The 12647-nt window shown below is 70.3% G+C and carries 14 protein-coding genes and 1 pseudogene; 5 read left to right on the top strand and 10 right to left on the bottom strand.

Annotation, left to right across the window (positions count from 1 at the left end; genetic code table 11):
* Positions 1–70: 70 nt before the first annotated feature.
* The 4 genes from ychF to Rai3103_RS11005 form a co-directional block, all read right to left on the bottom strand.
* Entirely contained in the window at positions 71–1144 is a 1074-nt protein-coding gene (ychF, locus tag Rai3103_RS11020) for a redox-regulated ATPase YchF (RefSeq protein ID WP_153572649.1), read from the bottom strand.
* Positions 1145–1226: 82 nt separating this feature from the next.
* The gene (locus Rai3103_RS11015) at positions 1227–1772 is read right to left on the bottom strand and encodes a DivIVA domain-containing protein (RefSeq protein ID WP_153572648.1); all 546 of its coding nucleotides are present in this window, start codon (positions 1770–1772) and stop codon (positions 1227–1229) included.
* 28 nt (positions 1773–1800) lie between these two features.
* Positions 1801–2376, bottom strand: coding sequence for a YceI family protein (locus Rai3103_RS11010; RefSeq protein WP_153572647.1), 576 nt, complete (start codon positions 2374–2376; stop codon positions 1801–1803).
* A 117-nt stretch (positions 2377–2493) separates the two neighbouring features.
* Positions 2494–3786: a M18 family aminopeptidase gene (locus Rai3103_RS11005; protein WP_153573718.1), complete on the bottom strand. Its 1293-nt coding sequence runs from the start codon at positions 3784–3786 to the stop codon at positions 2494–2496.
* Positions 3787–3852: 66 nt separating this feature from the next.
* Here Rai3103_RS11005 and Rai3103_RS11000 point away from each other — a divergent pair, with 66 nt between their 5' ends.
* The 3 genes from Rai3103_RS11000 to ilvA all read left to right on the top strand — a co-directional run bounded on the left by Rai3103_RS11000 (position 3853) and on the right by ilvA (position 6364).
* Entirely contained in the window at positions 3853–5058 is a 1206-nt protein-coding gene (locus Rai3103_RS11000; protein ID WP_153572646.1) for a DNA recombination protein RmuC, read from the top strand.
* A 74-nt stretch (positions 5059–5132) separates the two neighbouring features.
* Positions 5133–5288, top strand: a complete 156-nt coding sequence (locus tag Rai3103_RS18750) for a pyridoxal-phosphate dependent enzyme (RefSeq protein ID WP_338420018.1) — start codon at positions 5133–5135, stop codon at positions 5286–5288.
* Positions 5289–5323: 35 nt separating this feature from the next.
* The gene (ilvA, locus tag Rai3103_RS10995; RefSeq protein WP_338420017.1) at positions 5324–6364 is read left to right on the top strand and encodes a threonine ammonia-lyase IlvA; all 1041 of its coding nucleotides are present in this window, start codon (positions 5324–5326) and stop codon (positions 6362–6364) included.
* 48 nt (positions 6365–6412) lie between these two features.
* Here ilvA and Rai3103_RS10990 read toward each other — a convergent pair whose 3' ends face one another.
* Both Rai3103_RS10990 and Rai3103_RS10985 read right to left on the bottom strand, forming a co-directional pair.
* Positions 6413–7366, bottom strand: a complete 954-nt coding sequence (locus Rai3103_RS10990; RefSeq protein ID WP_228488860.1) for a pirin family protein — start codon at positions 7364–7366, stop codon at positions 6413–6415.
* A gap of 82 nt (positions 7367–7448) precedes the next feature.
* Positions 7449–8456: a 4-hydroxy-3-methylbut-2-enyl diphosphate reductase gene (locus Rai3103_RS10985; RefSeq protein WP_153572644.1), complete on the bottom strand. Its 1008-nt coding sequence runs from the start codon at positions 8454–8456 to the stop codon at positions 7449–7451.
* A 38-nt stretch (positions 8457–8494) separates the two neighbouring features.
* On the opposite strand from Rai3103_RS10985, the gene xseA reads away from it, so the two are divergent.
* Together xseA and Rai3103_RS10975 are read left to right on the top strand one after the other, a co-directional pair.
* Positions 8495–9769 carry an exodeoxyribonuclease VII large subunit gene (gene xseA, locus Rai3103_RS10980; RefSeq protein ID WP_228488859.1) on the top strand — a complete coding sequence of 425 codons (1275 nt, stop codon included), beginning with the start codon at positions 8495–8497 and terminating at the stop codon, positions 9767–9769.
* Entirely contained in the window at positions 9762–10019 is a 258-nt protein-coding gene (locus Rai3103_RS10975; RefSeq protein WP_153572643.1) for an exodeoxyribonuclease VII small subunit, read from the top strand. The genes xseA and Rai3103_RS10975 overlap by 8 nt, the downstream gene beginning before the upstream one ends.
* Here the strand turns inward: Rai3103_RS10975 and Rai3103_RS10970 are convergent.
* The 4 genes and pseudogenes from Rai3103_RS10970 to Rai3103_RS10960 all read right to left on the bottom strand — a co-directional run bounded on the left by Rai3103_RS10970 (position 10006) and on the right by Rai3103_RS10960 (position 12644).
* Positions 10006–10602 carry a DUF4245 family protein gene (locus Rai3103_RS10970; RefSeq protein WP_194793100.1) on the bottom strand — a complete coding sequence of 199 codons (597 nt, stop codon included), beginning with the start codon at positions 10600–10602 and terminating at the stop codon, positions 10006–10008. The two genes, Rai3103_RS10975 and Rai3103_RS10970, sit on opposite strands and share 14 nt — an antisense overlap.
* Before the next feature lie 70 nt (positions 10603–10672).
* Positions 10673–10951 carry a rhodanese-like domain-containing protein gene (locus Rai3103_RS16995; RefSeq protein ID WP_194793358.1) on the bottom strand — a complete coding sequence of 93 codons (279 nt, stop codon included), beginning with the start codon at positions 10949–10951 and terminating at the stop codon, positions 10673–10675.
* 87 nt (positions 10952–11038) lie between these two features.
* Positions 11039–11820: pseudogene (moeB, locus tag Rai3103_RS10965) on the bottom strand (molybdopterin-synthase adenylyltransferase MoeB); the annotation flags it as partial.
* Positions 11817–12644, bottom strand: coding sequence for a thiazole synthase (locus Rai3103_RS10960; protein ID WP_153572641.1), 828 nt, complete (start codon positions 12642–12644; stop codon positions 11817–11819). The pseudogene moeB and the gene Rai3103_RS10960, both read right to left, overlap by 4 nt.
* Positions 12645–12647 lie beyond the last annotated feature (3 nt).

Below are 12647 nucleotides of genomic sequence, written 5' to 3'. Positions count from 1 at the left end.
TCGCCAGGTCCCATCGACTCGTCGGCGCAGGACCTGATCGATCCTTGTATGACGCGCAGCGTCAAAATCGCTAGACGTTGAACCTGAACTCGACCACGTCGCCGTCCTGCATGACGTAGTCCTTGCCCTCCAGGCGCAGCTTGCCGTGGGCCTTGGCCTCCTGCTCCGAGCCCGCCTCGACCAAGTCGTCGAAGGAGACGATCTGGGCCTTGATGAAGCCCTTCTCGAAGTCGGTGTGGATGACGCCGGCGGCCTGCGGGGCGGTCCAGCCCTGGTGGATCGTCCAGGCGCGGGCCTCCTTGGGGCCGGCGGTCAGGTACGACTGCAGGCCGAGGGTCTGGTAGCCGACGCGGGCCAGCACGTCCAGGCCAGGCTCCTCCACGCCCATCTCGGCGAGGAACTCACGGGCCTCGTCCTCCTCCATCTCGACCAGCTCGGACTCGAACTTCGCGTCCAGGAAGATCGCCTCGGACGGGGCGACCAAGGCCCGCATCCGCGCCTTCATGTCCTCGTCGGCCAGCTCGTCCTGGTCGCAGTTGAAGACGTAGATGAACGGCTTGGCGGTGAGCAGGAACAGGTCGTGCAGCGGCTCCAGATCGAGCCCTGCGGCGTAGACGCCCTTGCCCTCCGACAGGGTCGCGTACGCCTGCTGCCAGGCCTCGTACTTGGGCTTCGACTCCTTCTTGATCCGCGCCTCCTTCTCCAGGCGCGGCATCGCCTTCTCCATCGTCTGGAGGTCTGCGAGGATCAGCTCGGTGGTGATCGTGTCGATGTCGTTGCCGGGGTTGACCGCCCCGTCGACGTGCGTCACGTCGGGATCGTCGAAGACCCTGGTCACCTGACAGATGGCGTCGGCCTCACGGATGTTGGCGAGGAAGGCGTTGCCCATGCCCTCCCCCTGAGAGGCACCCTTGACGATGCCGGCGATGTCGACGAAGGACACCGTGGCCGGTACGAGGCGCTCGGAGGAATACATCTCGCCGAGGACCTTGAGTCGCGGGTCCGGTACGCCCACCACGCCGACGTTCGGCTCGATCGTCGCGAACGGGTAATTCGCGGCGAGGACGTTGTTGCGGGTCAGCGCGTTGAACAGCGTTGACTTGCCCGCGTTGGGGAGACCGACGATTCCGATGGTGAGTGCCACGGCAGGTCAGTCTAGCCGAGGGACGGACGGCCTCCGGCCGCCGGAACCCGCTCCCCCGGCGGCCCGATCCTCCTCAGTCGGATCAGCCCTGACGGGTCGTCGCGTCCCAGGCGGCACCGTGCGCGTCGCGACTGGCCAGGTCGTGCAGGCGGTCGAGCTGCTGGTTCATCTGCTCCAGGACGCCCTTCATCTGGTCATGGGTGACACGGGCGTACGTCCGGACGTAGTCCACCAGGTCGACGTCAGCGGCGTCGGCGACCCGCTGCCGGGCCTCCACCTCGGCGTCCGCCATCAGCTGGTCAGCCATCTGCTGGGCGCGGGTGAGGATCGCCTCCGCCTGACCGCCGGCCGTGACACCCTGCTCGGCCACCGGCGCGGGCGCCGGCGCGGAGAACACGGGGGCGGGACCGGCCCCCTGCGGCGGCGTCCCGCCGTACGACTCCAGCTCGGCGCGCAGGTCGCGATTGGTCTGGACGAGTCGCGCGTTCTCGTCCTGCAGGTCCTCGATGAGGTCGGCGAGATCGGCGAGGTAGTCAGACACCTCGGTCGTCTCGAAGCCCCGCATCCGGACGCTGAATTCCTTGCGACGGATGTTCTGCGGTTCGAGGTCTTCGCTACTGGCCATCATCTCTCCTTCGGGGATCAGCTCGGCGTGGTCACTGATCGGCGCCCGCGGCGGGCCCCGTCTTGATGGCGCTGATCTCGAAGTCGAGCTCGACCTTCTCCGAGACGAGGACACCGCCGGTGTCGAGCGGCACGTTCCACTCCAGGCCGAAGTCGCGACGATTCATCCGGCGCTTGCCGGCGAACCCGGCGCGGGTGCCGGCGCCGAACGGGTCCTTGGCCACACCGATGACGTCGACGGGGATGACCACCGTCTTGGTGATGTCGCGGATGGTGAGTTCACCGGTCACCATGAACGCCATGTCGTCCACCTCCTCCATGGAGGTGCTGACGAAGGTGATGTAGGGGTACTTCTCCGCGTCGAAGAAGTCGGCGCTGCGCAGATGCTCGTCGCGCTGGGCGTTGCGGGTGTTCACGCTGGCGACACCGATCCGCACCGCGACGCTGGACTGTTCCGGATTCTCCGCGTCCGCGTGGATCTTCACGTCGATGTCGTCGAAGGCGCCGCTCACCTTCGCCACCATCGCGTGCCGAGCCGTGAAGCGGATGGTGGAGTGCGCGGGATCTGCCTCCCAGTCGCCGCTCCAGGACGGATCGTAGTCGCTCATGAACACTCCAGATCGATGGTCACAGAGCCCCTCTGCGTAGTCCCGGGGCCGGGTGAGGCGAGATTAGCATGAGGCTCGGGCTCTGCCGGGCTTCGCCTGGACGTGTGCCGCGCGGTCTCAGGCGCCGGCCCAGTAGGCACCGAGCGCCTGTCGCAGGGCGTACGGGTCGGCCGTCCCGCACATCTCGCGCGCCGAGTGCATCGACAGGATGGGGGCGCCGACGTCCACCGTGAGGATGCCCAGCCTGGTCGCCGTGATCGGTCCGATGGTCGAACCGCACGGGACAGCGTTGTTCGACACGATGACCTGGGACGGCACCTCCGCAGCCCGGCAGGCCCGCGCCCACAGGGCGGCCCCCACGGCATCGGTGGAATAGCGCTGGGAGGCGTTCACCTTGAGCAGCGGCCCGCCGTTCAGCACCGGCTGGTGCGCAGGGTCGTGACGGTCCGGGTAGTTGGGGTGGACTGCGTGACCCCCGTCGCTGGACACCACGCTGGAGCGGGCGTACATCCGCCGCACGCCGTCCGCGTCCGCTCCCAGCGCGTGGCCCGTACGGACGAGGACGTCCTCGAGGATCGGGCCGGCGGCACCCGCCCGCGTCTCCGAGCCCACCTCCTCATGGTCGAAGCAGGCCAGCACCTGGATGTCGTCGGTGCCGTGATCCACCAGGGTGGAGTCGATCAGGGCGGAGACGCCCGCGTGGACACTGAGCAGGTTGTCCATCCGGCCGGCCGCGAAGAACTCGCCGTCACCACCGAAGGCCGCGGGCGGCTGAACGTCGAAGCTGCGCAGGTCGAAGCCCGCCACCTCGTCCGCGGCCAGCCCGGCCATCCCCGCCACGTGGCCCAGAAGGGACGCCTCCGGCCGTCCGACGGACCAGACCGGATGGAGGTGCTGCTGCGGATCGAGCACCAACCCGTCGTTCACCTTGCGATCCAGGTGGATCGCCAGTTGTGGGATCCGCATCAGTGGGCCGGTGCTGACCAAGGTCTCGTCCCCGTCCACCGTGACCAGCCGACCGGCCAGTCCCAGTTCGCGGTCGAGCCAGGAGTTGCGCAGCATGCCGCCGTACACCTCGACGTTCACCAACTGGTAGCCGTTCGCCGTGGTGTCGGGGTGCGGCTTGACCTGGAACGCCGGGGAGTCGGTGTGCGCCCCGACGATCCGGAAGGCGCTGGCGACCCCGACACTCTCCGGGATCCGCCAGGCCACGACGGCACCGCCGCGGACCAGGTAGTGCCCACCGACGCCGACGTCCCAGGCCTCGGTCTCGTCCTGGCGTACGAAGCCGGCGACCTCGAGTCGGCGGGCGAGCTCCGCCGCAGCGTGGAAGGGACTCGGTGCCGACGTCACGAACCGGCCGAAGTCCTCGATGTGGGCCAGCGCGGCGGGAACGGGAGGAAGAGTCATCGGCATGGGCCCATTCAACTCCTCATCCTCTGCGTCGATGTCAGTGGCACCCACCAGACTGGCAGCATGATCGCGACGGGTCACGACCCCACTTCCCTCGTCCTCGGCATCGTCATCGGCCTGCTGGCCGGGCTCATCATCGCCGCGGTGGCCATCTGGCTGCTCCTGCTGCGACGTCCCCGACCGGGCTACGACGACGTCCTGTCCCAACGCTTCCGCGCCCTGTCGGCAGATGCCCTGGAGCGCCAGGCCCTGAGCGCTGACCGCGCGGCCGACCAACGCATGACGGCGACCGTCGACGTCCTCCAACCACTCCAGGAGTCGCTGCACCGCCTGGAGCGTCGCCTCACGGACGTGGAGAAGGAACGCGTGGCGATGACCACCGACCTCCGCCACCAGGTGCTCGAGGTCCGCGCCACCGGGGAGCACCTGCGCCGGGAGACCGCAGCCCTGGCCACGGCCCTGCGCAAGCCCCAGGTCCGTGGCGCCTGGGGCGAGACACAGCTGCAGCGGATCGTGGAGATCAGCGGCATGGTCGAGCACTGCGACGTCGACCTGCAGATCTCGATCAGCACGAAGGACGCCACCCTGCGGCCCGACATGCGGGTCAACCTGGCCGGCGGGCGCAGCGTCTTCGTCGACTCGAAGGTGCCGCTGGCCGCCTTCCTCGACGCCATGGAGAGCGAGGACGACGGCGTGCGCGACGAACTGCTGGTCACCTACGCCCGCCACGTCCGCACGCACATCGACCAACTGGGCGCCAAACGCTACTGGCGACTCGCAGGACTGAGCCCGGAGTTCGTGGTGCTCTTCCTGCCCTCCGACGCGTTCCTCGCCGCCGCCCTCCAACAGGCCCCGGACCTGCACGAGTACGCCGCCGCACGCGACGTGGTGCTGGCGACCCCGGCGACCCTGATCGCCATGTTGAAGACGATCGCGCACAGTTGGCGCCAGGTGGCGCTGGCCGAGTCCACCGCCGAGGTCTACGCGATCGGCCGCGAACTGTACGAACGTCTCGCGACCTTCGGCGACCACGTCGACCGGGTGGGCCGCAGCCTCGGCAACGCTGTCCGGTCGTACAACGCCGCCGTCGGCTCGCTGGAGAGCCGGGTCCTGGTCACCGCGCGGAAGATGCGTGACCTGCAGGTGTCGCGGGACGCCCTGGCCTCCCCCGCCCCTGTCGACGAGCCGCTGCGCACGGCCAGCGCGCCCGAACTCGTCCAGGATGCGGAGCAGCATGGGGCCGATCTGCTGAGCGACGAGGCGAGCTGAGAGCAGAATGGCCCGGTGACCATGGAGATACCCCGAGCTTCGAGTGGGGCGGCGTCCGCATCGCCGCCGACGCGGTGGAGGAGGCGACCAAGCGGATCAGCGGCGTGGTGCACCGCACCCCGCTCCAGCGCAACGAGCGGCTGAGTATGCGCACGGGCGCGGCTGTCTGGGTCAAGCGCGAGGATCTGCAGCCGGTCCGCTCCTACAAGCTGCGCGGGCCTACTACCTGATCAGCGGCCTGAGTGAAGCCGACCGTGCGGCCGGGGTGATCTGCGCGAGCGCGGGCAACCATGGCCAGGGAGTCGCCTTCGCCTGCCGTGCCTTGGGCATCAAGGGCCGCATCGTCTGCCCGACCGGCACGCCCCGCCAGAAGCGTGATCGGATGGCCGAGATCGGCGGGGACATGATCGACGTGGTGCTGGTCGGGCGCACCTACGACGAAGCCGCCGCCTTCGCGGCCGCGGAAGCGGAGCGCACCGGCGCGACGATCGTGCCCGCCTTCGACGACCCCCGCACGGTGATCGGCCAGGGCACCGTCGCCCAGGAGATCGTGGAGCAGTTGGGCACGGCGCCCGACATCCTGCTCGTCCCGGTCGGGGGTGGCGGACTGCTTGCCGGCATCCTCAGCTGGATGCGGGAGCGGGCTCCCCACACCAGGGTGATCGCCGTCGAGCCGACCGGTGCGGCAAGCCTGGCGGCCGCCCTCGCGGCGGGCGGGCCGGTGAACCTCGAGCACCTCGACACGTTCGTCGACGGCACGGCCGTCCGCCGCGTCGGAGACTGCCCGTACGCCGTGGCCGCCCTCCAGCGACCCCTGACGGTGAACGTGCCGGAGGGGGCGGTCTGCTCCGAAATGCTGGAGATGTACCAGGTGGACGGCATCATCGCCGAGCCGGCCGGGGCCCTGGCGACGGCCGCCCTGCGCACGAGCGTGATGGTCGGCCAGGACCAGACGGTGGTCGCCATCGTCTCCGGCGGTAACAATGACGTCTCCCGCTACGCCGAGGTCATCGAACGCTCCCGGGTCTGGGAGGGCCGCAAGCACTACTTCCTGGTCAACTTCTCCCAGGAGCCGGGCGCCCTGCGGGCGTTCCTCGACGAGGTGCTGGGGCCGAACGACGACATCGTCCTGTTCGAGTACGTCAAGCGCAACGATCGTGAGCTGGGACCGGCCCTGGTCGGCATCGAGCTCAGCGAGCCCACGGACCTGGCGGCGCTACTGGCCCGGATGGACGCCTCACCGGTCGAGTGCGAGCGCCTGACCGCGAACAGCCCGGCCTACCGCTTCCTGGTGGGCGGGGGCTGACAGCCGCTAGGGCTGACAGCTGACGGGCTGAGGAGACGGGACAGCCCGTCAGCCGCGGGGCCGCAGGTGCACCGGCGGCAGCGGCGGCGCGGGGATCGGCGGTTCGCGATCGGTGAGGGCGGTGATCGGGCCGAACTGCCGGGGGTTGGTCCCCTCGCCGTTGCTCTGCCCGATCGCCGCCTGCCAGTTCGCCTGGTAGTTGACGACCTCGGCGTGCGTACGGCCGACGAAGTTCCACCACATGATGATCTGCTCGCCGAAGGGCGCCCCGCCGATCAGGACAACGCGGGTGGGTCGGGGGCCGTCAGCCTCCTGGCGGATGACCAGCCGAGTGCGCCCCGGCGCCAGGTAGCCGAGCTCGGCGTCGGCAAGCGCTTCGCCGTCGACGCTGATCGCGCCGCTGTCGACGAGCAGGCCGTACTCCCAGCCGGGGTCGACGTCCAGGGCCAGCTCACCGGCTCCGAGCACGATCTCGGCTCCCACCAGCGGGCTGAACGTGCCCACGGGGGACGTCGCGCCGGCCAGTCGTCCGAGGAAGACACTGACCCGGTGTTCGCCGATGGTGACCGGCTGCGGTTCGTAGTGGTCGAAGCGAGGATCCGTCAGGCGATGGGCCGCGGGCAGCGCCGTCCACAGCTGGACCCCGTGCAGGGTTTCGCTGTCGTGGGTCGAGTACTCGGAGTGGTTGATCCCGCGCCCGGCCGTCATCAGGTTGAGCTGTCCGGGGCGTACGACCATTCGTGTCCCCAGCGAGTCCCGGTGCTCCACCTTGCCGGAGAAGAGCCAGGTGACCGTCTGCAGGGAGGTGTGGGGGTGCGGGGCGACCCGCATACCGCCGTGGACCGACGGTTCCTCGGGGCCGAAGTGGTCGAGGAAGCACCAGGCACCGATCAGCGACCGATGACGATCCGGCAGGGTGCGCCGGACGCTGATCCCCCCACCCGGCGCCAGGACCACGTCACGAGGGTGGACGATCTGGACCGGTGCGGGCTCCCCTGCCATGGCCATTCCCCTTGCTGTGCGCTCCGACGGTGCTCCGATGCTGCTCCGACCCTACCGGGACGGAGAGCGCCGTGGAGCCTGCTCAGGCGCGCGTCCCGCGGCGCGAGGTCCGCAGCTCGTGCGGCAGGGCGAAGGTCAGGTTCTCCTCGACGAGACGCTCCTGCTCGGCCGGCGGGAAGCCCTGCTGCTCCAGGTAGGACAGCACCCCTTGGACCAGGCTCTCCGGCACCGAGGCACCGGAGGTCACGCCGACCGACGACACCCCGGTCAGCCAGGTCGGGTCGATCTCGTCGGCGTTGTCGATCCGGTGCGCGGCGCGGGCGCCGGCCTCGAGCGCGACCTCGACCAGTCGGACGGAGTTGGAGGAGTTCGCGGAGCCCACGACGATGACGAGGTCGGAGTGGGCAGCGATCTGCTTCACCGCGGACTGCCGGTTCTGGGTCGCGTAGCAGATGTCGTCGCTCGGCGGGTCGATCAGATGGGGGAACTTCTCCCGCAGCCGATCGACCGTCTCCATCGTCTCGTCGACGCTCAGGGTCGTCTGCGACAGCCAGGCGACCCTCTCCGGATCGGCCACCTCCAACTGGTCGACATCGGCCGGATGCTCGACGAGGGTGATGTGGTCCGGCGCCTCGCCCGAGGTGCCCTCCACCTCCTCGTGGCCGCCATGACCGATCAGCAGGATCTGGACGCCCTGGTTGGCGAAGCGCTTCGCCTCGTGGTGCACCTTGGTCACCAGCGGGCAGGTCGCGTCGATCGTCCGCAGACCCCGGGCCTCGGCCTCCGCCTTCACCGCCGGCGAGACACCGTGGGCGGAGAAGATCACCAGCGAGTCGTTCGGCACCTCGTCCAGTTCGTCGACGAAGATCGCACCCCGCTCCGACAGGGTCTCCACCACGTGCCGGTTGTGGACGATCTGCTTGCGGACGTAGATCGGGGCACCGTAGGTGTCCAGCGCCTTCTCGACCGTCTGCACCGCGCGGTCGACGCCGGCACAGTAGCCACGCGGTGCGGCGACCACGACCCGCTTGGCGGTGTCGGTGGGCCGCGCCTCGGCGAGGGTCCGGTCGGGCGTCTGGGGAGTCGTCATGGCAGCCAGTGTAGGCGGGCCGTCGTAGGGTGATCCTCGTGAGTGCCGACCGGAAGATCACCTCCACCCCGGAGCACCCGCAGCCCCTGCGGACCATCGCCCAGGCCGTACGTACGTGGGTCGAGCGGTTGGGCGAGGTGTGGGTCGAGGCCCAGGTGATCGAGCTCAACCGGCACCGCGGCGGCTACGCCTTCCTCACCCTGCGCGACCTGACCGAGGAGGTGTCGGTGCAGGCCTCCTGCCCGATCGCCGTCCTTGACGTGGCCGGCCCGCTCAGCGTCGACACCACCGTGGTGACCCGGGTCCGCCCACGCTACTGGTACAAGACCGGCAAGCTCAGCTACGAACTGCTGGAGATCCGCCCGTCCGGTGAGGGCCGGTTGCTGGCCCACCTCGAGCAGCTGAAGCGGATGCTGCAGGCCGAGGGACTCTTCGACCCGATCCACAAGAAGCGACTGCCGTTCCTGCCCCGCCGTGTCGGGGTCATCACCGGCTCCGACTCCGCGGCTGAGCGGGACGTGCTGGAGAACCTGCGACGGCGCTGGCCGGCGGTCGACGTCGCCGTCCGCCACTCGCTGGTCCAGGGCCCGCAGGCCGCGGCGGGGGTGATGGCCGCCCTGGCGGAGCTCGACGCCGATCCAGCGGTCGAGGTGATCATCATCGCGCGCGGCGGGGGTTCGCTGGAGGACCTGCTCCCGTTCAGTGACGAGGGACTCGTCCGGGCAGTCGCCCGGGCCCACACGCCGGTCGTCAGCGCGATCGGCCACGAGCCGGACCAGCCGATCCTCGACCTGGTCGCCGACCTGCGCGCCTCCACCCCCACCGACGCGGCGAAGCGGGTCGTGCCGGACGCGAACGCCGAACTCGGCCACGTCGCCACGATCCGCGGACGCCTCGACCGGGCCATGGCACGTACTGTCACGATCCGTGCCGACGAGCTGGCCGCCCTGCGGTCCCGCCCGGTGCTCCGGGTCCCCACCGGCACTCTCGACCTGCACAGCGAACGACTGACCAGCCTGCGCGACCGCGCGCTGCGCGCGGTCGAGGGGCGCCTACGCTCCGAGGAGGTCGCGCTGCAGCACGCCCGCCAACGCGGCCGGGCACTGTCGCCGACATCCACGTTGGAGCGCGGCTATGCCATCCTGCTCGACGCCGACAATCGGCCGATCACCTCGACGGCCGAGGTGGACGAGGGCGATGGCCTGATCGCGCGGCTGGCCGACGGCACGATGGTGGTCCAGGTCGTCGAGGTCGAGGGCCGCCAGGACCAGGATTTCGACGAGGATTTCGAGGAGGGACGTTTCGATGGGTGAGGACCGGACGGGTGGCCAGCGGCCTGGGGACCAGCTGAGTTACGAGCAGGCCCGCGACCAGTTGGTCGAGATCGTGCAGACGCTGGAGTCCGGCGGCGCGGGCCTGTCCGAGTCTCTCGCCCTGTGGGAACGCGGAGAGCAACTCGCCGACATCTGCCAGGCCTGGCTGGACGGGGCGCGGTCCCGGATCGAGGCGGCCCGCGACCGGCGGACGCCGGGCGAGGAGCAGCGCCCCGTCAGTGGTCGCTGAGGGTCGAGGCCAACGCCTCGAGGCCCTCGTACGAGGCATCCGCTGTGACGGTCACGGTGTAGCCGTTCTCCCGGAGCACCAGCACGCGGGTGCGACCGTCGGGTGAACGCCACCGCTCCCACTGGCGTCCGTTGACCGTCGAGGCCCCGTCGGGATCCCCTTCCCGGCTCTGGCGCTGGATCACCCGGCGAGGCTCGTCGTCCGACTCGTTGACCGCGTAGTACGTCTTCGACAGGTCGAGGGCACCCCACAGCCACTCGTTCGTGAACGAAGCCGCGTCGCCCGCCCGGGTCCGGCCGCCCTTCGGTACCCAGGACGCCTGCGTCACCACCCAGCCGCCCTCCCCGGTCGGCAGTCCCGTGGGGACAAGGATCGGGTACGGAGCCTCCGCTCGTGCCCGGGCGACGGCAGGCGCGGGGTCGACCGCCTGCACCGGGTAGTCGGGCAGGTTGTTGGTGTAGAGCCACGTGAGCAGCAGCAGCGGCACGAGGACCACGGCCAGCGACAGGAACATGTCGCGGATCGTCGTGGGCTTCTTGACCCTCCGCGTACGGGCCTGCGGGCTGGCGGTGTGATCGGACATGCGGACCATCATCACAGATCGACCCAAGACCAGGACAACGCCGTGCTACCGCCGCTAGGCACCACGCAGGTCAGTAGCTGGGGCCGCCGAACTCCCGCGCCCACGCCAGCACGCCCCCGGTCAGGTTGCGCAGCCGCACCCCTTCGGGCGCCCCCGCCTGCAGCAGCCGGATGGCCTCGGCCGAGCGGGCACCCGACCGGCAGTAGACCACCACGTCCACAGCCCCGTCGAGAGTCTCCTCGACAGCCTGCCAACCGCTCGCCCGGACCTCGCTCAGCGGGACCCAGAGGTCGTCGGGCACGGTGATGATCTCGCGCTCCCAGTCGTCGCGGACGTCCAGCAGCACCATCGGGGAGCCTTCCCGCCGCGCCGCGTCGACCTCCGTCACCGTGGTCGTGTCCACCCGTGGAGCCACGGTCCCGGCGCAGGCCTCGACCGCCTCGGCGAGGGAGGTCACGGGTGGGCGGTCGGGGTCCGGCACGAGGCGCAGCGTGTGCTGCTCGGCACGGAGGGCGTCGTGGACCAGCACCCGCCCCACCAAGGGCTCCCCCAGCCCGGAGATGACCTTGATCGCCTCCGTCGCCATCGCCGAGCCGATCGACCCGCACAGGGCACCGAAGACGCCGCCCTCCGCGCAGGACGGGACGGAGCCCGCCGGCGGGATGTCGGGGAAGAGGTCGCGCAGCATCGGCCCTCGCCGGGCCAGAAAACGCTCACCTGCCCCTGGAACCGGAAGATCGACCCCCAGATGAGCGGGGTACCGGTGAGTTCGGCCGCGTCGTTGCACAGGTAGCGGGTGGCGAAGTTGTCCGCCCCGTCGAGGACCAGGTCGTAGGTCCCGAACAGCTCCAGGGCGTTGTCCCCGTCGAGCCGCTCGACGTACGTCTCCACCACGGCCGACGGATCGAGCCGCAGGACGGCGTCGCGGGCCGACTCGGCCTTGGGCCGCCCGAGGTCCTCGGTGCGGTGCAGCACCTGGCGCTGGAGGTTGGACAGGTCGACGACGTCGTCGTCGATGACGCCCAGTGTCCCCACCCCCGCGGCCGCGAGGTAGAGAAGCGTCGGGGCGCCGAGACCACCGGCACCGACGACGAGCACCCTGGCGTTGCGCAATCGCCGCTGGCCCTCGACGCCCACCCCGGGCAGGGTGAGGTGACGGGCGAAACGGCCGGCCTCGACCGCCGACAGCGGGGCACCGGGCTCGACCAGTGGTTTCACAGCGCGTCCTCCTCGCGGGATCCCGCGATCATCCCCTCCAACGGGCTGGAGGCCAGGGCCAGCGTACGTCGCGGGATCCGCCCGGCATGGCGGGCCCTGAACCCGGCCTCGACGGCGTAGCGCATGGCCGTGGCCATCCCCACCGGGTCCTGCGCCCGGGTCACCGCCGTCGCCAGCAGGACGGCGTCGCAGCCCAACTCCATCGCCAGACACGCATCGGAGGCCGTGCCGACGCCGGCGTCCAGGATCACGGGCACCGAGGCCCGGGAGACGATCAGTCCGATGTTGTGCGGGTTCAGGATCCCCAACCCGGTACCGATCGGCGCTCCGGCCGGCATCACCGCGGCGACACCGAGGTCCTCCAGCCGCCGCGCGAGGGCGGGATCGTCGTTGGTGTAGGCGAGCACGACGAAACCGCGGCCGACGAGGTCCTCCGCGGCCCGGGCGAGTTCCACCGGATCGGGCAGGAGGGTGTCCTCGTCGGCGATCACCTCCAGCTTGACCCAGTCGGTCTCCAGGGCCTCTCGGGCGAGTTCGGCGGTGAGGACCGCGTCGCGGGCGGTGTAGCAGCCGGCGGTGTTGGGCAGGGCGTGGATCCCGAGCCGCTCGAGCAGGGCGAAGAGCGATTCTCGGCCCGTCGGTCCGAAACGGCGCATGGCTACGGTGGTGAGTTCGGTCCCGGAGGCGACGAGGGCCTTCTCCAGGGTGGCCATCGAGGTGGCGCCTCCCGTACCCATGACGAGACGGGAACCGAAGGACCGCTCACCGATGACGAGGGGTGCGGTCAGGGAAGCGCCGGTCGGCCCGGCGTCGCGGATGTCCATGAT

Origin of the sequence: Raineyella fluvialis, from assembly GCF_009646095.1 — a bacterium.
Lineage (GTDB): Bacteria > Actinomycetota > Actinomycetes > Propionibacteriales > Propionibacteriaceae > Raineyella > Raineyella fluvialis.
The sequence above is the reverse complement of the archived record's forward strand: the minus strand, read 5'-3'. Positions and strand labels throughout refer to the sequence as shown.